23 protein-coding genes are annotated in these 25,552 nt (G+C 74.2%); 5 read left to right on the top strand and 18 right to left on the bottom strand.

Going from position 1 to position 25,552, the window contains the following annotated elements; genetic code table 11:
* Positions 1–25: 25 nt before the first annotated feature.
* The 7 genes from BMZ50_RS12980 to BMZ50_RS13010 form a co-directional block, all read right to left on the bottom strand.
* Positions 26–859, bottom strand: a complete 834-nt coding sequence (locus tag BMZ50_RS12980; protein ID WP_091325158.1) for a shikimate dehydrogenase — start codon at positions 857–859, stop codon at positions 26–28.
* Entirely contained in the window at positions 852–2,570 is a 1,719-nt protein-coding gene (gene mltG / locus BMZ50_RS12985) for an endolytic transglycosylase MltG (protein ID WP_091325160.1), read from the bottom strand. The genes BMZ50_RS12980 and mltG overlap by 8 nt, the downstream gene beginning before the upstream one ends.
* On the bottom strand, positions 2,567–3,169 hold the full coding sequence (gene ruvX, locus BMZ50_RS12990) for a Holliday junction resolvase RuvX (RefSeq protein WP_177212770.1): 603 nt from the start codon (positions 3,167–3,169) through the stop codon (positions 2,567–2,569). Before ruvX ends, mltG begins: the two co-directional genes overlap by 4 nt.
* Before the next feature lie 53 nt (positions 3,170–3,222).
* Complete coding sequence (alaS, locus tag BMZ50_RS12995) at positions 3,223–5,907, bottom strand: alanine--tRNA ligase (protein ID WP_091325165.1); 2,685 nt, start codon at positions 5,905–5,907, stop codon at positions 3,223–3,225.
* Positions 5,908–5,973: 66 nt separating this feature from the next.
* Complete coding sequence (locus BMZ50_RS13000; protein WP_245753624.1) at positions 5,974–6,237, bottom strand: hypothetical protein; 264 nt, start codon at positions 6,235–6,237, stop codon at positions 5,974–5,976.
* Positions 6,238–6,260: 23 nt separating this feature from the next.
* Positions 6,261–6,662 carry a DUF948 domain-containing protein gene (locus tag BMZ50_RS13005; protein ID WP_245753625.1) on the bottom strand — a complete coding sequence of 134 codons (402 nt, stop codon included), beginning with the start codon at positions 6,660–6,662 and terminating at the stop codon, positions 6,261–6,263.
* A 149-nt stretch (positions 6,663–6,811) separates the two neighbouring features.
* A complete protein-coding gene (locus BMZ50_RS13010; RefSeq protein WP_091325172.1) occupies positions 6,812–8,146 on the bottom strand; it encodes a replication-associated recombination protein A in 1,335 nt (444 codons plus the stop codon).
* A gap of 62 nt (positions 8,147–8,208) precedes the next feature.
* On the opposite strand from BMZ50_RS13010, the gene BMZ50_RS13015 reads away from it, so the two are divergent.
* On the top strand, positions 8,209–9,084 hold the full coding sequence (locus BMZ50_RS13015; RefSeq protein ID WP_091325174.1) for an aldo/keto reductase: 876 nt from the start codon (positions 8,209–8,211) through the stop codon (positions 9,082–9,084).
* A 170-nt stretch (positions 9,085–9,254) separates the two neighbouring features.
* A complete protein-coding gene (locus BMZ50_RS13020) occupies positions 9,255–10,130 on the top strand; it encodes a hypothetical protein (RefSeq protein ID WP_091325177.1) in 876 nt (291 codons plus the stop codon).
* Between the two features lie 83 nt (positions 10,131–10,213).
* On the opposite strand, the gene BMZ50_RS13025 is transcribed toward BMZ50_RS13020, so the two are convergent.
* The 5 genes from BMZ50_RS13025 to BMZ50_RS13045 form a co-directional block, all read right to left on the bottom strand.
* A complete protein-coding gene (locus BMZ50_RS13025; protein ID WP_091325179.1) occupies positions 10,214–11,305 on the bottom strand; it encodes a pyridoxal-phosphate-dependent aminotransferase family protein in 1,092 nt (363 codons plus the stop codon).
* A 114-nt stretch (positions 11,306–11,419) separates the two neighbouring features.
* Positions 11,420–13,198, bottom strand: coding sequence for an aspartate--tRNA ligase (aspS, locus tag BMZ50_RS13030; RefSeq protein WP_091325184.1), 1,779 nt, complete (start codon positions 13,196–13,198; stop codon positions 11,420–11,422).
* Between the two features lie 36 nt (positions 13,199–13,234).
* The gene (locus BMZ50_RS13035) at positions 13,235–13,414 is read right to left on the bottom strand and encodes a hypothetical protein (protein WP_091325188.1); all 180 of its coding nucleotides are present in this window, start codon (positions 13,412–13,414) and stop codon (positions 13,235–13,237) included.
* Positions 13,411–14,676: a histidine--tRNA ligase gene (gene hisS, locus BMZ50_RS13040; RefSeq protein WP_091325190.1), complete on the bottom strand. Its 1,266-nt coding sequence runs from the start codon at positions 14,674–14,676 to the stop codon at positions 13,411–13,413. The genes BMZ50_RS13035 and hisS overlap by 4 nt, the downstream gene beginning before the upstream one ends.
* Entirely contained in the window at positions 14,673–15,368 is a 696-nt protein-coding gene (locus BMZ50_RS13045) for an MBL fold metallo-hydrolase (RefSeq protein ID WP_091325192.1), read from the bottom strand. Before BMZ50_RS13045 ends, hisS begins: the two co-directional genes overlap by 4 nt.
* A gap of 159 nt (positions 15,369–15,527) precedes the next feature.
* Here BMZ50_RS13045 and BMZ50_RS13050 point away from each other — a divergent pair, with 159 nt between their 5' ends.
* The 3 genes from BMZ50_RS13050 to BMZ50_RS13060 all read left to right on the top strand — a co-directional run bounded on the left by BMZ50_RS13050 (position 15,528) and on the right by BMZ50_RS13060 (position 17,732).
* Complete coding sequence (locus tag BMZ50_RS13050) at positions 15,528–16,346, top strand: peptidylprolyl isomerase (RefSeq protein WP_091325194.1); 819 nt, start codon at positions 15,528–15,530, stop codon at positions 16,344–16,346.
* 73 nt (positions 16,347–16,419) lie between these two features.
* Entirely contained in the window at positions 16,420–17,139 is a 720-nt protein-coding gene (locus BMZ50_RS13055; protein ID WP_091325196.1) for a peptidylprolyl isomerase, read from the top strand.
* The gene (locus tag BMZ50_RS13060; RefSeq protein ID WP_091325198.1) at positions 17,136–17,732 is read left to right on the top strand and encodes a thioredoxin-like domain-containing protein; all 597 of its coding nucleotides are present in this window, start codon (positions 17,136–17,138) and stop codon (positions 17,730–17,732) included. The genes BMZ50_RS13055 and BMZ50_RS13060 overlap by 4 nt, the downstream gene beginning before the upstream one ends.
* 33 nt (positions 17,733–17,765) lie before the next feature.
* Here BMZ50_RS13060 and BMZ50_RS13065 read toward each other — a convergent pair whose 3' ends face one another.
* From BMZ50_RS13065 to ruvB, 6 genes are all read right to left on the bottom strand, one after another.
* Positions 17,766–20,234 carry a RelA/SpoT family protein gene (locus BMZ50_RS13065; RefSeq protein ID WP_091325201.1) on the bottom strand — a complete coding sequence of 823 codons (2,469 nt, stop codon included), beginning with the start codon at positions 20,232–20,234 and terminating at the stop codon, positions 17,766–17,768.
* A gap of 91 nt (positions 20,235–20,325) precedes the next feature.
* Positions 20,326–20,934, bottom strand: a complete 609-nt coding sequence (locus BMZ50_RS13070) for an adenine phosphoribosyltransferase (protein WP_091325202.1) — start codon at positions 20,932–20,934, stop codon at positions 20,326–20,328.
* On the bottom strand, positions 20,931–22,307 hold the full coding sequence (gene secF, locus BMZ50_RS13075) for a protein translocase subunit SecF (protein WP_091325209.1): 1,377 nt from the start codon (positions 22,305–22,307) through the stop codon (positions 20,931–20,933). Before secF ends, BMZ50_RS13070 begins: the two co-directional genes overlap by 4 nt.
* A complete protein-coding gene (secD, locus tag BMZ50_RS13080) occupies positions 22,304–23,905 on the bottom strand; it encodes a protein translocase subunit SecD (protein WP_091325213.1) in 1,602 nt (533 codons plus the stop codon). The genes secF and secD overlap by 4 nt, the downstream gene beginning before the upstream one ends.
* A 13-nt stretch (positions 23,906–23,918) precedes the next feature.
* Positions 23,919–24,260, bottom strand: a complete 342-nt coding sequence (gene yajC, locus BMZ50_RS13085; protein WP_091325215.1) for a preprotein translocase subunit YajC — start codon at positions 24,258–24,260, stop codon at positions 23,919–23,921.
* A gap of 148 nt (positions 24,261–24,408) precedes the next feature.
* A complete protein-coding gene (gene ruvB / locus BMZ50_RS13090; RefSeq protein ID WP_091325217.1) occupies positions 24,409–25,536 on the bottom strand; it encodes a Holliday junction branch migration DNA helicase RuvB in 1,128 nt (375 codons plus the stop codon).
* Positions 25,537–25,552: the final 16 nt, after the last annotated feature.

Consider the following 25,552-nt stretch of genomic DNA (forward strand, 5'->3'; position numbering starts at 1 on the left):
ACGGGGCCCGGCGCATCCCCGAGGCTCAGCGGGCGTCCAGGGCGGCGCGCATCGCGGCGATCGGCGCGGGCTGCCCGGTCATGAGCTCGACCTGCGCGGTGGCCTGCCAGAACAGCACCTCGAGGCCGCTGATGACGGTGCCCCCGCACGCGGTGACGCGGGTGGCCAGCGGGGTGGGCCACGGGTCGTAGAGCACGTCGAGCACGGTCTGGCCGGTGCACCACTCCAGCGCGGCGGCGGCGGGTTGCCCGCCGACCGGCACGGTGCTGACCACCACCGGCGCGTCGACGGTGGTCCCGGCCAGCGGCCGGACCGTGGTCGGCACGGACAGGGTGTCCAGGACGCGCAGCAGGTCCGCGGCGCGGGCGGGCTCGCGGACGATCACGTCCACGTGCTCGGCGCCCAGCGAGGCGAGGGCGACGGCGGCCGCGGCCGCGGTGCCGCCGGCCCCGACGAGCGCGGCCCGCCCGACCCGTTCGACGCCGGCCAGCTGCAGCGCCATCCCGATGCCGGCGACGTCGGTGTTCTCCGCGCGCCAGCCGGCCTCGGTCCGCACCAGCGTGTTGGCCGCGTGCAGCAGCCGCGGCAGCGGTTCGACGACGTCGGCGACGTCCACCGCGGCCTGCTTGCACGGCATGGTCACCGAGAAGCCGCGCCACTCCTCGCCCAGCCCGGCCAGCAGCACCGGGAGGTCCGCAGGCCCGATGTCGAGGGCGTCGTAGGTCCACCCGGTGAGCCCGAGCGCGGCGTAGGCGGCCCGGTGGAGCAGGGGGGACAGCGAGTGCCCCACGGGCCGGCCGAGGACGGCCGCGCGCGCGCCGGCGGGCCCCGCCTTCCCCCCGGCGGTCCCGTCAGCCACCGCAGCCGAGGCCGGCGGCGGCGCACCGCTCCCGCGCCGCCTGGAACTCGGCGTAATCGGCGGTGAAGAAGTGCCGGCCGTCCGGCGACTCGAGCACGTAGTACAGGAGGTCGCCGGCGGTCGGGTTCAGCGCCGCCTGGAGGCTGGCCTCGCCCGGGGAGCTGATCGGCGTGGGCGGCAGGCCCGGGCGGGTCCGGCTGTTGTACGGGCCGTCGGTCTGCAGGTCGGTGACCGTCAGCTCGTTGCCGTTCTTTCCCAGGCCGAAGGCCAGCGTGGCGTCGATGCCGAGCGCGATCCCGCGGTCGAGCCGGTTGTAGATGACCTGCGCGACGGTCGTCCGCTCCTCGTCCAGCCGGGTCTCCGACTGCACCATCGAGGCGACGGTCACGATGTCCTCGACCGTGCGCCCGCTGGCCGCGGCCCGCTGCTCGAGCTGCATGCGCGCGGCGGTCTCGGTGAACTTGCCGACCATCGTCCGGAGCATGTCCACCGGGGTGGTGTCCGGGGTGAAGTCGTAGGTCGCCGGGAACAGGTAGCCCTCGAGCTGGCCACCGGCGTAGGCGGGCAGGCCCAGCGCCGCGGGATCGGCCGCGGCGGCCTGCAGCTCCTCGACCGGCGTCTCGGTGGCCTCGGCGAGCCGGTCCAGCACCGCCTGCACCGTGAAGCCCTCGGGGATGGTCACCCGGGAGAACAGCCGGGTCGCCGGGTCGAGCAGCAGGTCGAGGGCGGCCTGCCCGCTCATCTGCTCGCGCATGGCGTAGACGCCGGGCTGGATGCCCATCGCCGCGGGCTCGACCTCGGCGGCGTCGACGAACGGGCCGACGGAGGCGATCACGCCCGCGTCGGTCAGGGCCCGGGCGATGTCGCTGAGGGTGTCCCCCACCGCGATCCGGACCTCGACGCTGCCGCTGCCCTGCCCGGCGAAGTCCTCGCTGGGCGGGTTCACCAGGGTCAGCAGCGCCTTGCCGCCGAAGACGATGCCGGCCACCAGGCCGGCGAGCACCACGAGGGAGACGACGACGGCGATCGGGCTGCGGCGACGCCGCCCGGCGGCCGGGTCGCCGGCTCCGCCGCCGTCCCCGTGCCGGGCGCGGCGCCGCGACCGGGGGAGCTCCTCGGTGCCGGGCGTGCCGAGCACCTCCAGGCCACCGGTGGAGTCCTGCTCGTCGTCCCAGGCATCCCGGCCGCGGGTTCCGGCCTCCTCGACGGGGTCGTCGTCGCGCGGCTCGCCGGGCACGCCGGGGGCGGCGGCGAGCGGCTGGGCGACGGTCTGCGCGTCGTCGGGGCCGGCCTCGTCGCGGCGCTGCAGGCGCGACCAGGCGCCGGCCGGCCGCGGCGGCAGGCCCGGCAGCGGGGCCGACGGGTGGGTGCCGGGCTCGTGCGCGGCGCCGGGCACCGGCCGGGCGGGGCCGGGAACGGTGCCCCCGGCGGGCGGGATCAGGGGGCCGGTGCGGTGCTCCCCGTCGGAGGGGCCGGATGCCGCCTCGCGGAACAGCCCACCCGGCGGCACCTGCGGGACGCCGGTGGCCGGGGTGGCCCGGTGCAGCCGGGGCGCCGGTGCGCCGAACGCGCCGGCCGGGACCGGGTTGCCGGGCCCCTCCCCGGTCACCTGTCGCGGCATGGCGGCCCGCCACGCGTCGGCGGGCACGCCGCCGAACTCGTCGGGCGAGGCGTGCCGACCCCGCCGCCGGGGCGGGGTCGGATCACTCACGGGCGCTCCCGCTGGGCGTCCAGGTATGCCTGCAGGATGACCACGGCGGCAGCCTGGTCGATCACCGAGCGCTGCTGACGGCTGTCGAGACCGTTCGCCCGGAGGGAACTGGCTGCGGTCACGGTGGAGAGCCTTTCGTCGACGAGGTGCACGGGCACGTTCCCGATCCGCCCGGCAAGAGCTCGAGAGTAGGCACGGGCCTCCCGCGCCGAGGCGCCCGACGCACCCGAGAGGTGCCGCGGCTCCCCCACGATCACCTCTGTCACCTCGTGTTCCACGACCAGCGCCGCGATGTGATCCAGGTCCGATTCGTCACGGCGGCGCTGGACGGTCTCCAGCGGGCTGGCGAGGGTCCCCGTGGGGTCGGAGACGGCGACGCCGACGCGCACCGTGCCGACGTCGATCCCGAGGCGCCGGCCCTGCCGCGGGCGCCGCGGCGGGATCGGCAGCCCGCCGGGCAGCCCGCCGCTCAGATCGATCTGCGAGGTCTCGTGCCGCACCGGGGGGAAGCCGGCGGAGAGGTCGATCGCCTCGGTCCGGTGGTGGACCTGTTCGGGCGTGGTGCGGGGGCGCGCCGGCGGCACCGCGGGGCGGCGCACGGAGCGCTCTCCTACCGGACCGGTCTCGTCGGGCCGCTGCTGGGGCACGGGGCTCACCTTCCTGCGGCGGTCGCGACCGCCTGCTCGCCGGCCTGCAGGGCCGCGGGGATGCCACCGGCATCGGTTCCGCCGCCCTGGGCCACATCGGCCTTTCCACCGCCCCGGCCTCCGACCGGGGGCGCCGCCGCACGCAGGACGTCGTTCGCGGACAGCCCGCGCTCCTGTGCGGCCGGGTTCAAGGCTGCCACCAGTGCCACCTTGCCCGCCGACTCCGAGGCGAGCAAGACCACTGCGGGCCGGTCGGCCGACAGCCGGCCGCGGACGTCGAGGGCCAGCGTGCGCAGGTCCCCGCCGCCCAGCCCGGTCGGCGAGCCGGTGACCACCGCGATCCCGCCGACGTCGTGCGCCGAGGCGGCCAACGAGCCGGCCGCGGCGAGGGCCTGCTGGCCGCGCAGCTCGGCCAGTTCCTTGTCCACGTCGCGGATCCGGGCGAGCATGCCGCTGACCCGCTCGACCAGGTTGTCGGTCGGCGTCCTGAGCATCTCCCCGAGCTGGCGGACGAGGTCGCGCTCGCGGGCCAGGTAGCGGAAGCCCTCCAGGCCGACGACGGCCTCCACGCGGCGCGAGCCGGAGCCGACGGAGGACTCGCCGGTCAGCGCCAGCGTGCCGATCTGGGCGCTGCCCTGCACGTGGGTGCCACCGCAGAGCTCGCGCGACCACGGCCCGCCGATCTCCACGACCCGCACCTGCTCGCCGTAGGTCTCGCCGAACAGGGCCAGGGCGCCGATGGCCCGCGCCTCCGCCAGGGACATGTAGGTGGCCGACACCTTGTGGTCGGCGCGGACCGCGGCGTTGGCGACGTCCTCGATGTCCTGGCGCTGCTGGGGGGTGAGCGCACCCTGCCAGGCGAAGTCCAGCCGCAGGTAGCCGGGGCGGTTGTAGGAGCCGGACTGCAGCGCCTGCGGGCCGAGCACCTGCCGCAGGGCGGCGTGCACCACATGGGTGCCGGAGTGGGCCTGGCAGGCGTCCAGCCGCCACTCCCGGTCCACCTCGGCGACCAGCTCGGCGCCCTCGCGCAGCTCTCCCTCCAGCACCCGCACCTGGTGGGCGACCAGGCCCTTGACCGGCCGTTGGACGTCGAGCACCTCGGCACGGCCGCCGTCCCAGGTGAACACGCCGGCGTCGGCCACCTGGCCGCCGGACTCGGCGTAGAACGGCGTGCGGTCGAGCACCACCCGGGTGATCTCCCCCGGCCCGGCCGGGGCGGCCCCCCCGTCGGCCTCGGCGAGGTCGGAGACCAGGCCGAGCACGCGGGCGTCGGTGCGCAGCGTGTCGTAGGCCCGCCAGTCGGTGGGACCGTGCTCGGCCAGCAGCCGGCGGTAGGCCAGGACGTCCACCGAGCCGGTCTTCTTGGCGCGGGCGTCGGCGCGGGCCCGCTCGCGCTGCTGCTGCATGAGCGCGCGGAACCCCTCCTGATCGACGGTGACGCCCTGCTCGGCGGCCATCTCCAGGGTGACGTCGATGGGGAAGCCGTAGGTGTCGTGCAGCGAGAAGGCCTGCTCCCCGGAGAGGATCGGGCTCCCTGCCTGCTTGGCCTGCGCGACCGCGGTGTCGAACAGCGCGCTGCCGGAGGACAGCGTGCGGCGGAAGGCCTCCTCCTCGGCGTAGGCGACCGCGGCGATGCGGTCGAAGTCGGCGGCCAGCTCGGGGTAGCTGGGGCTCATGGCGTCCCGGGACACCGGCAGCAGCTCCGGCAGCGTGGCCGAGTCGACCCCCAGCAGCCGCATTGAGCGGACCGCGCGGCGCAGCAGGCGGCGCAGGATGTATCCGCGCCCCTCGTTGCCCGGGGTGACGCCGTCACCGATGAGCATCAGGCCGCTGCGCACGTGGTCGGCCACGACCCGCAGCCGGACGTCGTCCTCGTGGTTGCGCCCGTAGGTGATCCCGGCGAGCTCGGCGGCGCGGTGCAGCACCGGCGCGACCTCGTCGATCTCGTAGAGGTTGTCCACGCCCTGCAGCAGATAGGCCACCCGCTCCAGGCCCATGCCGGTGTCGATGTTCTTCTTCGGCAGGTCGCCGACGATGCGGAACTCCTCCTTGCTCCGCACGTCCTCGATCTGGTGCTGCATGAAGACCAGGTTCCAGATCTCGAGGAACCGGTCCTCGTCGACGACCGGCCCGCCGTCCTTGCCGTGCGCGGGGCCGCGGTCGACGTAGATCTCGCTGCACGGCCCACCCGGGCCCGGCTGGCCGGTGTGCCAGTAGTTGTCCTTCAGCCCGCGGCGCTGGATGCGCTCGTCGGGCAGCCCGGCGATCCGCTTCCACGCCTCGGCGGCCTCGTCGTCGTCCAGGTAGACGGTGACCCAGATCTTCTCCGGGTCGAAGCCCAGCCCGCCGTCCTCCACCGAGCCGGTGATGAGCTCCCAGGCGGACTGGATCGCGCCTTCCTTGAAGTAGTCGCCGAAGGAGAAGTTGCCGTTCATCTGGAAGAACGTGCCGTGCCGGGTGGTCTTGCCCACCTCCTCGATGTCGAGGGTGCGGACGCACTTCTGCACGCTGGTGGCCCGCGGGTAGGGCGCGGGCTCACGGCCGGTCAGGTACGGGATGAACGGCACCATGCCGGCCACCGTGAACAACAGCGACGGGTCCGGGGAGACCAGCGAGGCGCTGGGGACGACGGTGTGCCCGCGCGCGGCGAAGTGCTCGAGGAAGCGGCGGCGGATCTCGGCGGTCTGCATGTGGTTCTACTCGGCTTCTGTCGTTCCTGGGCCGGCGCCGGTCTCGCGCGGACGGCTCGGGGATGGTCAGCGGTCGGCGGCGTGCGCGCCCCGGCGGGCGGGGAGCTCCACGTGGCCCCGGGTGGGCAGGGGCGCATCCAGTTCGGTGCCCGCGCGCAGTTCCTGCTCCCGCTCCGCGGCGGCGGCGCGCACGTCTGCGCCGAACTCGCCGATCGCGTCGGCGAGATCGCGCAGCCCCTCCACGAGGGCACCGGCGACGCCCTGTGGGGTGAGCTTCTCGGCGGCCCGGGACAGCTTGCGGACGACCAGGGCTCCGATGGTAATGCCCATCGCGAGCCAGAAGAGCCGGCGCATCAGGCGGCCCGCCGGGCGGCGCGACGGGTGCGGCGCGCCTCCTTGTCACGGCGGGCGGCCTCGGCGATGGCCTGCCCCTCCCGCTTCTTGCGCGTGGCGCTGCGGACGCCGTAGCTGAAGGCGGCCACCTTGATCAGCGGGCTGCCCACGGTGGCGGCCACCACGCTGGTCAGGGCGGCGACGTTGCTGGAGACGTTCGCGGCGTTGCCGGTGATGTCGTCGACCCGCTCGAGGTTGCTGTTCACGTGGGCGACCGTGGTCGAGGCCTGGCTCAGGATCGGTGCGCTCTGCTCGCGGGTCTGCCGGATGGTCAGCGTCGCCTCGTCCAGCGTGCGCCCCAGCTTGAGGATCGGGACGGCCAGCAGCACCACCAGCAGCAGCAGCGCCAGCGCTGCGATCATTCCGGCCCACTCTCCTGCGGACACGCGCGGTCTCCTGTTCCTCGTTCGACGCCTCTGCACGCACCTGCCCGGCTCCGACCGGCGGGCGTCGGTCCGGCGTGGTCACAGTAGTCGCGGCCGACGACGGCCGCGGGGAGCCCGCTGGGGGTTCAGCGGCCGCGCCGGACGATCGCCCTCAGCTTGCCCAGGCGGGCGGCGATCGGCCCCTCCGCGCCGCGGCTGGTGGGCCGGTAGTAGTCGCGGCCGACGAGGGCGTCGGGCGGGTACTGCTGCGGCACGATGCCGTCGGGCGCGTCGTGGGGGTAGCTGTAGCTCCGGCCGTGGCCGAGCTTCTTCGCCCCGGCGTAGTGCGCGTCCCGCAGCCCGGGCGGCACCGGCCCGGCCAGCCCGGCGCGCACGTCCGCGATGGACTCACTGATCCCCACCGTGAGGGCGTTGGACTTCGGCGCGGTGGCCAGGTGGACGACGGCCTGGGCGAGCGGGAAGTGCCCCTCGGGCATGCCGATGAAGGCGACGGCCTCGGCGGCCGCGACCGCGGTCTGCAGCGCCGTGGGGTCGGCCATGCCGATGTCCTCGCTGGCGGCGATGACCAGCCGGCGGGCGATGAAACGCGGGTCCTCCCCCGCCTCCACCATCCGGGCCAGGTAGTGCAGGGCGGCGTCGACGTCGCTGCCGCGGATGCTCTTGATCAGCGCGCTGGCGACGTCGTAGTGCATGTCGCCCTGCCGGTCGTAGCGGACCGCGGCCTGGGCCACCGCCGTCTCCAGGGTGGCGAGGTCGAGGACGTCGGTGCCCATGGCCCGCGCCGCCCCGGCCCCGGACTCCAGCGCGGTCAGCGCCTTGCGCGCGTCGCCCCCGGCGACCCGCACCAGGTGCTCCTCGGCCTCCTCGGTGAGGGTCACCGCGCCGTCCAGGCCCCGGTCGCTGGTCAGCGACCGCCGCAGCACCGCGCGGACGTCGTCGTCGGACAGCGGCTGGAGGGCCAGCACCAGGGAGCGGGACAGCAGCGGGCTGACGACGGAGAAGAAGGGGTTCTCGGTGGTCGCGGCGATGAGGCTGACGATCCGGTCCTCGACCGCGGAGAGCAGGCTGTCCTGCTGGGTCTTGGAGAAGCGGTGCACCTCGTCGATGAACAGCACCGTGCGCCGGCCGGCGTAGGTGAGCTCGCGCTTGGCGCCCTGGATGACGGCCCGGACCTCCTTGACCCCGGCGTCGAGGGCGGACAGCTGCACGAACTGCCGCTTGGTGGCCAGCGAGATGACGTGCGCCAGCGTCGTCTTGCCGGTGCCTGGTGGGCCGTAGAGGACGACCGACATCGGCTCGTCGGCCTCGACCAGCCTTCTCAGCGGCGAGCGGGCGCCGAGCAGGTGCTCCTGGCCGACGACCTCGTCCAGCGAGCGCGGCCGCATCCGCACCGCGAGCGGCGCGCCGGGGTCGACGGTCGCGCCCTCCTCCGCGGCCGGGGCGTCGAACAGCGAACTCACGAATACGACGCTACCTGCGGGGCACGACCGTTCCCGGTTCCCGATCCGAGGAGGAGTCTTCCGTGCAGCAGCGCAGCATCGGCAACGACGTGGTCGGTCGGGCTCCGGTCGGGGCCATCGGCCTGGGGGCGATGCTCCTGTCGACCAGGGAGGACCGCCCCTCGCCCGCCGACGCGGAGGCCACCGTGCACGCCGCGCTCGACGCCGGGGTGACGCTGATCGACACCGCCGACGCCTACGCCCACGACGAGTCCGAGTTCGGGCACAACGAGTCGCTGGTCGCGGCCGCCCTGGCCTCCTACGGGTCGAGCACGACCGACGTGCTCGTCGCGACCAAGGGCGGGCACACCCGGCGCGGCACCGGCTGGGAGCTGGACGGGTCCCCGGCCTACCTGCGGCGGGCGTGCGAGGCGTCGCTCAAGCGGCTCGGCGTCGACGCCATCGGGCTCTACCAGTTCCACCGGCCCGACCCGGACACCCCCTGGGAGGAGTCGATGGCGGGGCTGCGGCACCTGTACGACGCCGGCCTGGTCCGGATGGTGGGCATCTCCAACGCCGACGTCGCGCAGATCGACGTCGCCCGGGCGGTCCTGGGCGACGCGCTGGTGAGCGTGCAGAACCAGTTCTCCCCCGGCTGGCGGTTCTCCGCCGACGAGCTGGCGCACTGCGCCGCGCACGGGCTGGCGTTCCTGCCGTGGAGCCCGTTCGGCGGGATCTCGGCCGCCGGCTCGCTCGCGGCGGCCGCGCCGGCGTTCGCGGAGGTCGCCGCCGAGCTCGGCGTGTCGGTGTACCGGGTGACGCTGGCCTGGCACCTCGCCCAGGCCGACGTCCTCGTCCCTATCCCCGGGGCGTCCCGGCCCTCGTCCGTCACCGACTCCGCCGCGGCGGCCGACCTCGCGCTCACCGCCGAGCAGCTCGCCCGCCTGGACGCCACCTGACCCTGCCCGCGTTGATCATCGTCTGCCTGCACGACATCCGGGCAGGCACACCGCTGAGCCGTGCACCCAGACGATGATCAACTGCAAGGGTCGCGTTCCACAGGTCCCGGCCCGTCCACAGATCCGATCAACGGCCCCGCCCGACCCGCCCACGCCCTCAGCGTCGCGGTATGGAGGGCATACCGCTGGGCAGCTCGTACACGTGGTCGGAAGCCCGCCGTCGCGGCGTGACGCGCCGGCAGATCGCTGCGGACGGTGTCGCGATCGGCCGAGGCCTGTACCTGTCCCGCGCGGTCGAGCCGACGCTCGCCGAGCGCTGCCGCGCCTGGGCCGGACTGCTCCCGGCAGACGCCGCCTTCGGGTTGGGCACGGCCACCGCGTTGTACGGGGTGACCGACCCGGAACCGCACGCTCTGCACGTCGTGTTGCGCCCGCGCTCTGTTCTTCCCCAGCAGACCGAGCTCACCGTGCACGCACGCCGGCTGACCGACGAGGACGTCGTCGTACACGGCGATCTCCGGTTGACCTCGGGGCCGCAGACCTACCTGGACATGGCGGCCCGGCTTCTGGCACCGGACCTGCTCGCCCTCGGCGACGCCCTCATGCACGCCGGCCACATGGATTCCGAGGCGCTCGAACGCCGGTTGAGCCGTGCCGATCGGGTCCGCGGGGTGGTGCGCGCCCGCGAATGGGCCCCGCACCTTTCCGGCCGGGCTGCCTCGCCACGCGAGAGCTGGCTGCGGTACTGCCTTCTCGCCAGCGACCTGCCCGACCCGGTGATGCAGGTGCCCATCGTGGACCGCTGGGGGCGCGCGGTCGTGCACGCCGATCTCGGCTATCCGGCGTGGAAGCTGGCGCTGGAGTACGAGGGACGGCAGCACGCCGAACGCGAGCAGTTCGACCGCGACATCGACCGGTACTCGCTCATGGCGGCCGACGGCTGGCTGGTGCTCCGCTTCGGCGCCCGCAACTCCGGTGCCGGCGTGGTCGTGGAGCGCACCCGACGGGCCCTCCTCAGCCGGGGCTGGCAACCCGGCCTCAGTTGATCACCGTCTGCGTGCACGACCCCTGGGTGGACACGCCGCCCGACCGAGCACGCAGACGATGATCAACTCACGGGGAGGTCGCCTCAGCGGCCGAGGACCTCGCGCAGCGCCCCCAGCACCAGCGTCACGGTGTCCGGGCGGGCGTTGTGGCCCATCAGCCCGATCCGCCAGACCGACGCGGCGTACGCGCCCACACCGCCGCCGATCTCCAGGTCGTAGCGCTCCAGCAGCTCCTTGCGGACGGCGGCGGAGTCCACCTCGTCGGGCACGCGGACCGTGGTCAGCTCCGGCAGCCGGTGCCCCTCGGCGGCGAAGAGCTCCAACCCCATCGCCTGCAGCCCCTCCTGCAGGAGCCGCCCGGCCTCCGCGTGCCGGGCGTGGACGGCGTCCAGGCCCTCGTCGAGGATCCGGCCGAGCGCGGCGTGCAGCGACACGACCATCCCGGTCGGCGCGGTGTGGTGGTAGGTGCGGCCACCGGAGCCCGCGGCCTCCCCGGCGTAGCCGCCGAGCATGCCCAGGTCCAGGTACCAGCTCTGCGGCTTCGCGATCCGCCGCTCCCACGCGCGGTCGTTGATCGTGAACGGCGCGAGGCCGGGCGCCACGCCCAGGCACTTCTGCGCGCCGGAGTACGCGAGGTCCACACCCCACTCGTCCAGCTGCACCGGGATCCCGCCCAGCGAGGTCACGCAGTCGGCGAGCAGCAGCGCGTCGCCCTTGCCCGCGGCCAGCGGCGTGAGGTCGGACAGCGCACCGGTGGAGGTCTCCGCGTGGACGGCGGCGATCAGCTTCGGCGCGGGGTGCGCGGCCAGCACGCGGTCGGCGTCGACCGGCTGCCCCCACTCGTGGTCCACCCGGACGACGGTGGCGCCGCAGCGGCCGGCGACGTCGACCATCCGCTCGCCGAACAGCCCGTTGACCGCGACGACGACCACGTCGCCGGGGCCCACGGTGTTGACGAACGCCGCCTCCATCCCGGCCGAGCCGGTGGCCGACAGCGGCAGGGTGCGCCGGTTCGCCGTCCCGAAGACCTGCCGCAGCCGGTCCGACGTCTCGTCCAGCACCTGCAGGAACACCGGGTCGAGGTGCCCGAGCAGCGGCTGCCCGAGGGCCACCGTCGCCTCCGGGTAGGGATTGGAGGGGCCGGGTCCGAGGAGGGTGCGGGCACGCAGCGGCATGGGAGGGACGCTACCGGTGAGACCGTGACCCACCGGCGTGGGACATCGACGCCGTGTCCGGGTCGGGGCCGTCCGGGACGGTGTCGCCCCCGGCCTCGGCCGGGTCGTCGTGCACTACGGCCGGATCGTCACGCCGCTTCCCGGCGCGCCGGGCTCCCCCGGCAGCGGCGGCTCCTCCGGCGTGGCGTCGATGCCGGCCTCCTTGCGCTGCTCCTCGGTGATCGGCGTGGGCGCCCCGGTGAGCGGGTCGTAGCCGGCCCCGGTCTTCGGGAAGGCGATGACCTCGCGGATCGAGTCCACCCCGGCCAGCAGCGCGACGGTGCGGTCCCAGCCGATCGCGGCGCCGGCGTGCGGCGGCGGGCCGTAGGAGAACGCCTCCAGGAAGAACCCGAACCGCTCCCGGGCCTCCTCCTTCGACATGCCGAGGGTCTCGAACACCCGCTCCTGCAGCTCGGCGTCGTGGATGCGCACCGAGCCGCTGGCCAGCTCGTTGCCGTTGACCACCAGGTCGTAGGCGTCCGACAGGGCGTTGGCCTTGTCCTCGGCGAACCGGTCCCGCCACTCGGGGGTGGGCGAGGTGAACGGGTGGTGCATGAACGTCCAGCCGCCGTCCTCGGTCTCCTCGAACATCGGGAAGTCCACGACGAACAGGAACGACCAGGTGCCGGGGGAGATCATGTCCAGCCGGCGGGCGATCTCGTTGCGGACGGCGCCCAGCAGCTCCTGCGCCGGGCGGCGCGCGCCCGCGGCGAAGAAGACGGCGTCGCCGGGCTGCGCGCCCACGGCCGCCACGAGACCGGCGCGCTCCTCCTCGGAGATGTTCTTCGCGACCGGCCCGCCGAGGGTGCCGTCCTCGCCCACGGTGACGTAGGCCAGCCCCTTGGCGCCTCGCGACTTCGCCCAGTCCTGCCACGCGTCGAACGCCCGCCGTGGCTGCGACGCACCGCCGGGCATCACCACGGCGCCCACGTACGGTGCCTGGAACACCCGGAACGGGGTGTGCGCGAAGTAGGAGGTCAGCTCGGTGAGCTCCAGGCCGAAGCGCAGGTCCGGCTTGTCCGATCCGAAGCGGTCCATCGCCTCGCGGTAGCTCATCCGCGGGATCTCGGGCACCGCGTAGCCGGCCAGCTCCCGCCACAGCGCCCGGACGACGTCCTCGGCCACGGCCAGGACGTCGTCGCGGTCGACGAAGCTCATCTCGAAGTCCAGCTGGGTGAATTCCGGCTGGCGGTCGGCGCGGAAGTCCTCGTCCCGGAAGCACCGGGCGATCTGGTAGTAGCGCTCGAGCCCACCGATCATCAGCAGCTGCTTGAACAGCTGCGGCGACTGCGGCAGGGCGTACCACTTGCCCGGCTGCAGCCGGACCGGGACCAGGAAGTCGCGGGCGCCCTCGGGGGTGGACCGGGTGAGGTCGGGGGTCTCCACCTCGACGAAGCCGTGCCCGGCCATCACCTGGCGGGCGATCCGGTTGACCTCCGAGCGCAGCCGCAGCGTGCGGGCCGGGCCCTGCCGCCGCAGGTCGAGGTAGCGGTACTTGTAGCGGACGTCGTCGTTCGCGGCCTGGTCAGTCTCGATCGGGAACGGCAACGGCGCCGACGCCGACAGCACCTCGAGCGAGGACGTGGCGACCTCGATCTCGCCGGTCGGCAGGTCGGGGTTCTCGTTGCCCTCCGGGCGACGGCGCACCTCACCGGTCACGAGCACGCAGTACTCGTTGCGCAGGTGGTGTGCCTCCTCCTCGCGCACGACGACCTGCACGTACCCCGAGGCGTCGCGCAGGTCGAGGAAGACCACGCCGCCGTGGTCGCGGCGGCGGGCCACCCAGCCGGCGAGGGTGACCGTGGAACCGGCGTCGGACGCGCGCAGCGTGCCGGCGTCGTGGGTGCGAAGCAAGGTGGGGTGCCTTTCGGAAGGAGGGGACGGCGAGGACTACCAGCGGTCGTGCACGTGCGCGCGGATGCGCTCGTCGTACACGCGCTCGAGATCGGCCAGCTGGGTGTCGGTGAGAGGGGCGCGGGCCGCGGCGACGCGGACCCCGGCCTTGGCCGGTGCGGGCAGCAGCTCCTCGGCTCCCGTCCGGCCGAGCGGGCGGGTCTGCACGGGACTCATGCCCCCACCGTCGCACGCACCCGCTCGAACAGCTCACCGGTCGGGACGGCGATCTGCTCGCCGGTGCGCAGGTCCTTGAGCTGGCCGACCCCCGCGGCGAGGTCCCGCTCGCCGATGACCACCGCGTGGGAGGCGCCCGACCGGTCGGCGGCCTTCATCGCGCCCTTGAGCCCGCGGTCGCCGTAGACGGTGTCGGCCGAGATCCCGGCCTGCCGCAGCTGCCCGACCAGGCGCACCGCCAGCCGCTTGGCCTCCGCCCCCAGCGGGACGACGAACGCCTGCACGCCGGTCGCGACGCCGATGTCGAGCCCCTCGGCCTGCACGGCCAGCAGCGTGCGGTCCACGCCGACGGCGTAGCCGATGCCCGACACGTCCGGCCCGCCCAGCGCGGCCGACAGCCCGTCGTAGCGGCCCCCGCCACCGATCGCCGACTGCGCGCCGAGCCCGTGGTGCACGAACTCGAAGGTGGTCTTCGTGTAGTAGTCCAGGCCGCGCACCAGCATCGGCGCCTCGGTCCAGCTGATGCCGAGGTCGGTGAGGTACTGGCGGACCGCGTCGTAGTGCGCCCGGGAGGAGTCCGACAGGTGGTCGACCATCAGCGGGGCGTCCTGGAGCTGGGCCTGCACCTCCGGCCGCTTGTCGTCGAGCACCCGCAGCGGGTTGATCTCCGCCCGCCGGCGGGTGTCCTCGTCGAGGTCGAGCCGGTCCAGGTAGGCGACCAGCTTCTCCCGGTACTGCGGCCGGTCGCTGCCGTCGCCGAGGGAGGTCAGCAGCAGCTCGAAGTCGGTGAGCCCCAGGTCCCGGAAGCCCTGCACCCCGAGCGCGACCACCTCGGCGTCCAGCGCCGGGTCGTCGACGCCGAGCGCCTCCATGTCCACCTGGGTGAAGTGCCGGTAGCGGCCGGCCTGGGGCCGCTCGTAGCGGAACGCCGAGCCGACCGTCCACAGCTTCACCGGGAGCGCGCCGGTGTGCAGCCGGTGCTCGATGAACGCCCGCATCAGCCCGGCGGTGAGCTCGGGCCGCAGGGTCAGCGAGCGGCCGCCCCGGTCGTCGAAGGTGTACATCTCCTTCGTCACGACGTCGGTGGACTCCCCCACCCCCCGGGAGAAGACGGCGGTCTCCTCGAACACCGGCGTCTCGACGTAGCCGTACCCGGCCCGCCGCAACGGCGCGGTCAGCGTCTCCCGGACGGCCAGGAACCGCTCCGACTCCGGCGGCAGGACGTCGAAGGTGCCCTTGGGCGCCCGCAGTCCCTCACTCACAGCCCTCGCCCCTTCGGCGCCGGCCCCTGCCCCGCGGCCGCCTCGGCCAGGTACGGGTTGGTCGCGCGCTCGCGCCCGATCGTGGTGGCCGGGCCGTGCCCGGGCAGCACCACGGTCGCGTCGTCCATCGGCAGGACGACCTCGCGCAGCGAGCGCAGCATGTCCTCCCAGGAGCCGCCGGGCAGGTCGACGCGGCCGACCGAGCCGGCGAAGAGGACGTCGCCGGCGAGCAGGCCCGGGGCGTCGTCGAGGTCGACGGAGAACATCACCGAGCCCTGGGTGTGGCCGGGGGCGTGCCGCACGGTCAGCTCCACCCCCGCCAGCGACAGCACGGCGCCGTCGTCCAGCGGGCGCACGTCGGAGGGGTCGGGCAGCTTCACCCCGGTGATCAGCGGCGCCAGCTGCGGGCCGTGCCAGCGCACCGGGTCGGCGAGCATGTCGAAGTCGCGGGGGTGCAGGTAGGCGGGGATGTCGTAGCCGTCGCAGACGGGCAGCACGGAGAACGTGTGGTCGAGGTGGCCGTGGGTCAGCACGACGGCGACCGGGCGGAGACCGTCCTCGGCCAGCATGCGGGCCAGCGGCTCGACGGCGTCCATGCCGGGGTCGATCACCACGCACTCCTGCCGCGGCCCGGGGGCGACGGCGTAGCAGTTGGTGCCGAACGCACCGGCCGGGAACGAGCGGATGAGCACCCCAGCAGGTTACGCGGGCCCGTTCCGCCGCACCGGGGCTTCCCGGCAACCAGGGAACGTCCAGGAACTGCACCTAGACTCGCGCGGAGTCCCGCGGTGTGCGGGCGCGCCCCGGGGCGCCGCCCCGCCGCAGCACACGCCGTCCGAGGAGTACGACCCGTGCCGAGCAACAAGCAGCGGCGGCAGGCCGCCCAGCGTCGCCTGCAGCGCCAACTCGAGCGCCGTGCCGAGCTGGCCCGCAGACGCCGGCGCAACCTGCTGATCGGGGTCACCGCCGCCGCGGTGGTGCTCGTCATCGGCGCCGTCTGGCTGATCACCGGGGGCGGCGGCGACACCGACAACGCCGCCGCGGAGCCGACCACCGCCGCCCCCACCAGCCCCGCGGTCGTCGACGGCAGCGACGGCACCTGCGACTGGACCCCGGCCGACACCGCGAGCAACCCCGCCCTGCGCGGTGACACCGGCACGCCGCCCACCGAGGTGAACCCGACCGGCACCACCCCGGCCACGATCACCACCAACCTCGGGACGATCGGGCTGACGCTGGACAACGCCAACGCCCCGTGCGGCGTGGCGAGCATGGTCCACCTGGCCCAGCAGGGCTACTACGACGGGACGGTCTGCCACCGGGAGACCGACTCCGAGGGCCTGAAGGTCCTGCAGTGCGGCGACCCCAGCGGCACCGGCCGGGGCGGCCCCGCCTACCAGTTCCCCACCCAGGTCACCGGCGCGGAGACCTACCCCCGGGGCACGGTGGCGATGGCCAACAGCGGGCAGGGCTTCGACGGCAGCCAGTTCTTCCTGGTCTACGGCGACAGCCAGCTGCCCCCGAGCTACACCGTCCTGGGGACGATCGACGAGGCCGGGCTGGCGACCCTCGACACCATCGCCGCCAACGGCAACGACGGCAGCAACGGCCCCGGGGACGGCGCGCCGACCCAGGAGGTCCGCATCGAGTCGCTGACGGTCGCCTCGTGACCGAGCCCGCGAGGTCACCCATGGGCACGGCGCGCCGCGTTGCGGGCTCGACGAGCGCCGGCGGGGAGCGCCCGTGACGCTGCGCCTGCGCGCAGGCGCCGGCCTGGCCGGTGCGCTGCTGCTCCTGTCCGCCTGCTCCGGTGAGGTGAGCGGGTCGGGCGCCCAGGCCCGCGCCGGGAGCGGCGGCGGCTCCGGGACGGCCGGTTCCGGCGAGACGGTGACCTGCGAGTGGTCGGCCGCCCCGTCACGCAACCCCTACCTCATCGAGGTGGACCAGCCGGCCGACGAGGTGCCCGCCGAGGGGACCGCGCAGCTGCGCATGTCGACCAACCTCGGTGAGCTGACGCTGACCCTGGACCGGGCGGCCACGCCCTGCACGGCGGCCAGCCTGGTGCACCTGGCCGAGGAGGGGTACTTCGACGACTCCCCGTGCCACCGGCAGACCGACAGCGCCTCGCTGCAGGTGCTGCAGTGCGGTGACCCGACGGGCACCGGCGCCGGCGGGCCGACCTACAACTCCCCCACCGAGGTGACCGGCGAGGAGACCTATCCCCGCGGCACCATCGCCATGGCCAACAGCGGGCAGGGCGTCGACGGCAGCCAGTTCTTCCTGGTGTGGGGCGACAGCCTGCTGCCGCCGGACTACACGGTGGTCGGCACCGTGGACGACGCCGGCCTGGCGGTGCTCGACGAGGTGGCGGCCAACGGCAACGACGGCTCGCTGGATCCCAGCCCGGGCGGCGGCGCCCCCACCGAGCCGGTGACCATCGAGTCGATGACGGTCGCGGAGTGACCCTCCGGGCGGGCCTCCGCCGTCCCGGCGTCGTGCTCGCGGCGGTCGCCACGGTGCTTGCCGTGGCCGCCGTCGCCGGCTGCACGGGCACGGTGACCGGGGACCCCGCCCCCGCCCCCGACGCGGTCACCCTCGAGAACACCCGCGTGGCCGACTACGCCCCCGGCCAGCCGCACGTGACCGGGGACGTCCCCTACGCCGAGCGCCCGCCCGTCGGCGGGCCGCACGACCCGGCCTGGGCCGACTGCACCGGCACCGTCTACGCCGCGCCGATCCGGCCGGAGAACGCCGTCCACTCCCTGGAGCACGGCGCCGTCTGGATCACCTACGACCCGCAGCTGGCCGACGCCGAGTCCGTCGCCGCGCTGGCCGCCGCGGTCGAGGGCGTGCCGGGCCTGATGCTCTCGCCGTACCCGGACCTCGGCGTGCCGGTGTCCCTGCAGGCGTGGAACCATGCGCTCCGCCTGGACGCGGCGGACGACCCGCGCCTGCGGCAGTTCGTCGAGCTGCTCACCGGTAACCCCGAGACGACGCCGGAACCCGGCGCCCCCTGCGAGAACGCCCGCTTCCTGAGCGAGACGCTCCCCGCCTAAGCCCCGCGCCCGGCCGCCTGAGGGTGCCGTTTCTCAGGCGGTGACGCGCTCCACGTCGAAGACGCCCTCGACGTTGCGCACCGTCTGCAGCACCGCGCCCAGGTGCGCCGGGTCGGCCAGCTCGAAGGTGAACCGGCTGATCGCCACGCGGTCGCGGCTGGTCTGCACCGAGGCGGAGAGGATGTTCACCCGCTCGTCGGCCAGCGCCCTGGTGACGTCGGAGAGCAGCCGGTGCCGGTCGAGCGCCTCCACCTGGATGGCGACCAGGAACACCGACCCGGGGTGGCTGCCCCAGGTGACGTCCACCAGCCGCTCCGGCTTGCTCGTGAGGTCCTCGGCGTTGGTGCAGTCGGTCCGGTGCACGCTGACGCCGCCGCCCCGGGTGACGAACCCGAGGATGTCGTCGCCCGGCACCGGGGTGCAGCACTTGGCGAGCTTCGCCCAGACATCGGCCATCCCGTGGACGACGATGCCCGGGTCCCCCCCGGAGGAGCGGCGGTGCACCGGCCGGCGGGCCGGGATGGCGGTCTCGGCGATGTCCTCGACCGCGCCCTCGGTACCGCCCAGCGCGGTGATCAGCTTCTCGACCACCGAGGCGGCCGAGATCTGGTTCTCCCCGACCGCGGCGTAGAGCGCCGTGACGTCGCCGTGGCGGAGATCCATGGCCAGCGTGGAGAGCGCCTCGCCGCCGAGCAGCCGCTGCAGCGGGAGGCCCGCCTTGCGCATGGCCCGGGTGAGGGCCTCCTTGCCGGCCTCGACGGCGTCCTCGCGGCGCTCCTTGGTGAACCACTGCCGGATCTTGGTCCGCGCGCGGGAGGAGCCGACGAAGGCCAGCCAGTCCTTCGACGGGCCGGCCGTGGGCGACTTCGACGTGAAGATCTCCACGACGTCGCCGTTGTTCAGCGTGCTGTCCAGCGAGACCAGCGCGCCGTTCACCCGGGCGCCGATGCAGCGGTGCCCGACCTCGGTGTGCACCGCGTAGGCGAAGTCGACCGGCGTCGAGTTGCCCGGCAGGCTGATCACGTCGCCCTTGGGCGTGAAGACGAAGACCTCCTGCGGACCGAGGTCGTAGCGCAGGGTCTCGAGGAACTCACCGGGCTCCTGGGCCTCGCGCTGCCAGTCCAGCAGCTGGCGCAGCCACAGCATGTCGTCGGGCGAGCCCACCTTGGACCTGCCGGTGTCCCCGGCCCGGCCGCCGGCCTTCGCCTTCTCCTTGTACTTCCAGTGCGCGGCGATGCCGTACTCGGCGGTGCGGTGCATGTCGTGCGTGCGGATCTGCAGCTCGACCGGCTTGCCCTGCGGGCCGATCACCGTGGTGTGCAGCGACTGGTACATGTTGAATTTCGGCATCGCGACGAAGTCCTTGAAGCGGCCCGGCACCGGCTGCCAGTGCGCGTGCATGATGCCCAGCGCGGCGTAGGTGTCGCGGACCGACTCGACCAGGATGCGGATGCCGACCAGGTCCCAGATGTCGGTGAAGTCCCGGCCGCGGACGATCATCTTCTGGTAGATCGAGTAGTAGTGCTTGGGCCGGCCGGTGACGACCGCCTCGATGCCGGCGGCCTTGAGCTGGTCCTTGACCGCGGAAGTCACCTCGGCCAGGTAGGTGTCGCGGGACGGCGCCCGCTCGGCCACCAGGCGCACGATCTCGTCGTAGCGCTTGGGGTAGAGCGTGGCGAACGCGAGGTCCTCGAGCTCCCACTTGATGGTGTTCATGCCCAGCCGGTGGGCCAGCGGGGCGAGGATCTCCAGCGTCTCCCGCGCCTTCTTCTCCTGCTTCTCCGGCGGCAGGAAGCGCAGCGTGCGCATGTTGTGCAGCCGGTCGGCCAGCTTGATGACCAGCACCCGGGGGTCGCGGGCCATCGCCACGATCATCTTGCGGATGGTCTCGGCCTGCGCAGCGTCGCCGAGCTTGACCTTGTCGATCTTGGTGACCCCGTCGACGAGGTGGGCGACCTCCGGGCCGAACGTCTCGGTGATCGACTCCAGCGTCTGCCCGGTGTCCTCGACAGTGTCGTGCAGCAGCGCGGCGACCAGCGTGGTCGTGTCCATCCCCAGCCCGGCCAGGACCGTCGCGACGGCCAGCGGGTGGGTGATGTAGGGGTCACCGCTCTTGCGCTTCTGCGCGGCGTGGGCGGCCTCCGCCACGTCGTAGGCCCGCTGCAGCAGCCCCAGGTCGGCCTTGGGGTGGCTCTGCCGGTGCAGGGCGGACAGCGGCTCCAGCACCGGGCGGACCAGGCCGCTGCGCTGACCCGCGACGATGCGGCGGGCCAGCCGGTCGCGCACTCGGCGCCTGGGCGCGCCGACCGGTTCGTTCTCCCCGGGCGGCTCGCTGCCGACGTCGTCCGGACGACGGACGATCGGCCGGGTGGGCAGCGGCGGGCGCTCCGCCGGCGCGGCGCCCGGATCGGCCGGCGCGGTCCCGGGCGCCGCCGAGCCGGCCGGCAGCGCAGGCGTCTCAGGCCGCGGGGCAGCCACGTTGGTGGCGGCGTCGGGGCCCATGGCGACTCCTGCAGGCCTGAGGAGGAGGAACCCTCACCATGGTAGTCGGCCCCTGGACGAGGACTGCCTGCTCGGGCAGGTCATCTCCCTCTCAGGTGGTCCACAGCGCGTGCACCGTGTGCGGGGCCAGCCGCTGGCGCCCGGCCAGTGCGGCGAGCTCGACCACCACGGAGACCGCCGCGACCACCCCGCCCAGCTGCTCGACCAGCGCGATGGCCGCGCCCAGCGTGCCGCCGGTGGCCAGGACGTCGTCGACGATCAACACCCGCTGCCCGGGGCGGATGGCATCGGTGTGCAGCTCGAGAGTGGCGGTCCCGTACTCGAGGGCGTAGTCGGCGGAGACGCGTTCCCGCGGCAGCTTGCCGGCCTTGCGGACGAGGACCACGCCCACACCCGCGTCCAGGGCCACGGCCGCCGCGAGCAGGAAGCCCCGGGCCTCCACGCCGACCACCACATCGAAGCCCGGATCTCCCGGCGGGTGCGGCGCGGGCCCCGCCAGCGCGGCGGCCCGCGGGTCGGAGGCCCCCGGCGCGGCCAGGCCGTCGATCATCCGGCGGAACGCCCGCCCGTCGGCGAAGACCGGCGTGAGGTCACGGAAGACGACGCCCGGCTCCGGGTGGTCCGGGATGTCGACGGTGAGACCGGCGATGAGCTCGTCCAGCGGCTCGTCCACGACCTCCTGGGCCGGCTCGACGTTCACCGGCGCTTCTTCCCGCCGCCGGACCGGCCCGGGCGCTGCGGACGGGCGCCGGGCCGCGGGGCCGCCGTTCCACCCCGCGGCTCGGGCTGCACCGAGTCCGGCGATTCCACCACCATGTCGGCCTGCGCCGGACCGAGGTCCTCCTCGCGCTCGGCCAGGGCCACGCCGGCGGCGCGGGGTGCTGCGCCACGGGCGCGACGGGCGCTGGCCACCGGGCCGGCGTCCGGGCGGGCGCCGCCCTGGCGGGCCTGGGCGGCGCGCCGGGCCAGCACCCGCTTGCGCAGGGCCTGGACCTCGGGCTCGCGGGCCTTGAGGTCGGCGACGATCGGGGTGGCCAGGAAGATCGACGAGTACGTGCCCGCCGCCAGCCCGACGAACAGGACCAGCGCCAGATCCTTCAGCGTGCCCACGCCCAGCAGGCCGGCGCCGACGAACAGCAACCCGGCGACCGGCAGCAGCGCGATCACCGAGGTGTTGATCGAGCGCATGAGGGTCTGGTTGACCGCCAGGTTCGCCGCCTCGCCCCAGGTCATCCGGGCGGTCTTCATGAGATCCCGGGTGTTCTCGTCGACCTTGTCGAAGACCACCACGGTGTCGTAGAGGGAGAACCCGAGGATGGTGAGGAACCCGATGATCGTCGACGGGGTGACCTCGAAGCCGACCACGGCGTAGACGCCCGCGGTGAGGACGATGTCGTGCGCCAGCGCCGCTATCGCGCCGACCGCCATCTTCAGCTGGAACCGCAGCGCCAGGAACGCCACCACGGCGACGAGGAACACCGCCAGCGCGATCAGCGCCTGCTGGGTGATGTCCCGGCCCCACTCGGGGCTCACCGCCTCGACACTGACCTCGGACGGCTCGATGTCGGCGGCCTCGGCCACCGCCTGGATCACCTTGCGCTCGGCGTCGTTGCTGAGCGCGCCGGTCCGCAGCAGCACGGTGTTGCCGCCCACGATCTGCGCGCTGGCGACATCCGCACCCGCCTCCTCGGCGGCCTCGCGCACCTGGCTCAGCTCGGCCTGGGTGCCGGGCAGCCGGAAGCTGTTGCCGCCGGCGAAGTCGATGCCGAAGTTGAAGCCCCGGAAGACGATCGCGAGGATGCAGGCCAGCACCACGACCGCGGTGATCCGGTAGATCAGCCGGCTGCGGCCGACCACGTCCAGCCCGGCCTCGCCGTTGTAGAGCCGGTGCCCCAGCGACGCGCGCCGCTCGGGACGGCGCGCCGCGGTGCCCTCGCGGGGCAGCCCGGCGTCCTCGAGCGCGGTGTCCGCCGCGGTCCGGCCGGTGGGGGTGTGCTCCGCCGCCCGGCCGGGACGGGGCTCCACGGGCGGGTCGCCGTCGGTCCGGGTGGGCGGCTCGTCGCGGGGGGTCATGACGTGCTCCTGTCCTGGGCACCGGCCCGGGAGGCGGTGCCCGCGGTGGCCAGCTGCTTCGACCCGGCCGGGGCGGGCCGGGCGGGACGGCGGGTGTGCTCGACCTGCCCGAGCCCGGAGAACCGGCTGCCGGCGAAGCCCTTGAACCGGGAGAGCACCGCCATGAGGGGATGGGTGAAGAGGAAGACCACGATCAGGTCCAGGACCGTGGACATGCCCAACGTGAACGCGAAGCCCTTCACGTCGCCGATGGCGAGCACGTACAGGATCGCCGCAGCCAGGAAGCTGACCGCGTCCGCCGAGAGGATGGTGCGCCGGGCGCGCACCCAGGCGCGCGGCACCGCCGACCGCAGCGTGCGGCCCTCGCGGATCTCGTCCTTGAGCCGTTCGAAGTAGACGACGAAGGAGTCGGCGGTGATGCCGATGGACACGATGAACCCGGCGATGCCGGCCAGGCTCAGGGTGAACCCGATCTGCCGGCCCAGCAGCACGAGGACGGCGTAGACGACCACCGCCGACAGGATCAGGCTGGCGAGCATCACCAGGCCCAGCAGCCGGTAGTAGATGAGCGCGTAGACGAAGACCAGCGCCACGCCGATGGCCCCCGCGATCAGCCCCGCCCGCAGCTGCTCGGCGCCCAGCTCGGTGGAGATCGACTGGGCGGTGGCCTGGGTGAACGTGAGCGGCAGGGCGCCGTAGCGCAACTGGTTGGCCAGCTCCTCGGCGCTGGTCTGGTCGAACTGCCCGGTGATCGTCGTGGGGTTGCTGGTGATCGCGCTCTGGATGGTCGGGGCGGAGATCACCCGGCCGTCGAGGGTGAACGCGACGTTCTTCCCCACGTTGGCCGCGGTGTAGTTGGCCCAGGTGGTGCGGCCGGTGTCGTTGAAGTCCAGGAGCACGACCCACTCGCCGGTGCCCTGCTGCGTGCCGGCCCTGGCGTCCTCGATCTCGGTGCCCTCGATGATCGTGGGGCCGAGCAGGTACTTGACCTCGCCGTTCTCGCTGCACGCGGCGACGTAGTCCTCGGAGCGGTCCACCGCGCCGAGCGGCTCGTCGGCGCAGGTGAGCGTCGCGTACTCGGCGGCCGCCTGCTCCTCGGTCACCGGAGGCGCGTCGGGGGCGGGCGCCGCGGGGGCGGACCCGTCGGTCGGGGTGGCCTCGCCCGACGGCGAGGGCGTGTCGGTGGGCGGCGCGCCCTCGACCGCCCCGGCCGGCGGCGTGGCCGGCTCGGGGCCGGCCAGCACCGGCCGGAACCGCAGCTGGGCGGTCTGGCCGAGTTCGCGGGCCTGCTCCCCGTTGTCGCCCGGGACGGAGATGACGATGTTCGAGTCGCCCTCGGTGACCACCTCGGCCTCGGCGACACCGAGACCGTTGACCCGCTGCTCGATGATCTGGCGGGCCAGGTCGAGATCCTCGGGATCGGGAGCCTTGCCGTTCGGCGTCTGGGCGGTCAGCGTGACCGTCGTGCCGCCGCGCAGGTCCAGCCCGAGCTGCGGCGTGCGGGTGTCGCCGGTGAGGAAGATCAGGGTGTAGAGCAGGGCGACGAGCAGGAAGAACGCGCCGATGTAGCGGCTCGCCGGGAGCTGACGCTGGGCCACGGGAAGCTCCGGATCAGCGCAGGGGGTCCGCGGGGCCGTCGTCGACGGACCCCGGCGTGTCGTCACGGGGCGCGGCGGGGCCGGGCTGGGCATCGGCCGGACGTCGCACCTCGAGGATCGCCTGCCGCGCGAACGTGGCCACGACGCCGGGGGCGATCTCCAGGTCCACGGTGCCCTCACCGAGGCCCGCCACCGTGCCGTGCAGCCCGGAGGTGGTCATGACCGGGGTGCCCGGCGCCAGGGACTCCTGCATCGCCTGGGCCCGGGCCTGCATCTTCTTGCGCTGCCGGGCGGGCAGCACGATGAGGAGCACGAAGGCCAAGGCCAGGAGGACGAGCGGGAAGTACTGCTCCACGACAGATGTGCCTCTCTACCGCGGCGCGTCGCGCGGTGGGTACGGCCCCGGACGGGACCGCTCGGGAACGTCGGTTGCGGCACGCCGACGACCGGCGCACGGGGCGCGGCCGGGGCTGAGCTCGGGTTGCGCGCCAGCGACGTGCAGTCTAGGCGTCGAACAGTGGCTCCGCTGATGTCCCCGGTACCTGCGGGACGGCTGTGACCGATCCGAGCGGGATCCCGCCGCGCGGGACCGGCTGCCCCAGGTGACGCCACGCCGCTTCGGTGGCCACCCGGCCCCGCGGGGTGCGGGCGAGCAGCCCGGCCCGCACGAGGAAGGGCTCGCAGACCTCCTCGACGGTGTGCGGCTCCTCCCCCACCGCCACGGCGAGGGTGGCCACCCCGACCGGACCACCGCCGAAGCGCATGACCAGGGCTTCCAGCACCGCGCGGTCGAGCCGGTCCAGCCCGAGGTGGTCGACGTCGTAGAGCGCCAGCGCCGCCTCGGCCACCTGCCGCGTGACCCGCCCGTCGGCCTTGACCTCCGCGTAGTCGCGCACCCGGCGCAGCAGCCGGTTGGCGATGCGCGGCGTCCCGCGCGAGCGGCCGGCGATCTCGGCCGAGCCGGCCTCGGTGAGCTCCACGCCCAGCAGCGCCGCGCTGCGGGCGAGCACCAGCTGCAACTCGGCGGGCTCGTAGAACTCCATCTGGCCCACGAACCCGAACCGGTCGCGCAGCGGGCCGGTGAGCAGCCCGGCCCGGGTGGTCGCCCCGACCAGCGTGAAGGGGTTGATCTCCAGCGGGATCGCCGTGGCCCCGGGCCCCTTGCCGACGACGACGTCGACGCGGAAGTCCTCCATCGCCATGTACAGCAGTTCCTCGGCCGGCCGGGCGATCCGGTGGATCTCGTCGATGAACAGCACGTCACCGGGGCCGAGGTTGGACAGCATCGCGGCCAGGTCGCCGGACCGCTCGATCGCCGGGCCGCTGGTGATCTTCACCGCGGTCCCGAGCTCCGAGCCGATGATCAGGGCCAGGCTGGTCTTGCCCAGACCCGGCGGGCCGGACAACAGCACGTGGTCCGGCGGCCGCCCGCGGCGCTTGGCCCCCTCGAGCACGAGGTCCAGCTGGCGGGCCACCTTGGGCTGGCCGATGAAGTCGGCCAGGGAGTGCGGGCGCAGCGCCGACTCGACGACCCGCTCCTCGTCCCCGGCCTGCGCGGACACCGCGTCGAACGGCCCGGGGCCCACGGCGTCGGACTCGGCCAGCAGCGGCCGGTCGAACGGCGCGCTCATGCGCTCACCCCCTCAC

Origin of the sequence: Geodermatophilus ruber (genome assembly GCF_900114385.1) — a bacterium.
Taxonomy (GTDB): domain Bacteria; phylum Actinomycetota; class Actinomycetes; order Mycobacteriales; family Geodermatophilaceae; genus Geodermatophilus; species Geodermatophilus ruber.

Excerpts from the sequence above, each read along its gene's own strand:
- alaS (WP_091325165.1), bottom strand. The coding sequence starts at position 5,907 with ATGCAGACCGCCGAGATCCGCCGCCGCTTCCTCGAGCACTTCGCCGCG.
- BMZ50_RS13000 (WP_245753624.1), bottom strand. The coding sequence starts at position 6,237 with ATGGGCATTACCATCGGAGCCCTGGTCGTCCGCAAGCTGTCCCGGGCC.
- BMZ50_RS13005 (WP_245753625.1), bottom strand. The coding sequence starts at position 6,662 with ATGATCGCAGCGCTGGCGCTGCTGCTGCTGGTGGTGCTGCTGGCCGTC.
- BMZ50_RS13020 (WP_091325177.1), top strand. The coding sequence starts at position 9,255 with ATGGAGGGCATACCGCTGGGCAGCTCGTACACGTGGTCGGAAGCCCGC.
- BMZ50_RS13025 (WP_091325179.1), bottom strand. The coding sequence starts at position 11,305 with ATGCCGCTGCGTGCCCGCACCCTCCTCGGACCCGGCCCCTCCAATCCC.
- BMZ50_RS13035 (WP_091325188.1), bottom strand. The coding sequence starts at position 13,414 with ATGAGTCCCGTGCAGACCCGCCCGCTCGGCCGGACGGGAGCCGAGGAG.
- BMZ50_RS13065 (WP_091325201.1), bottom strand. The coding sequence starts at position 20,234 with ATGGGCCCCGACGCCGCCACCAACGTGGCTGCCCCGCGGCCTGAGACG.
- secF (WP_091325209.1), bottom strand. The coding sequence starts at position 22,307 with ATGACCCCCCGCGACGAGCCGCCCACCCGGACCGACGGCGACCCGCCC.
- ruvB (WP_091325217.1), bottom strand. The coding sequence starts at position 25,536 with ATGAGCGCGCCGTTCGACCGGCCGCTGCTGGCCGAGTCCGACGCCGTG.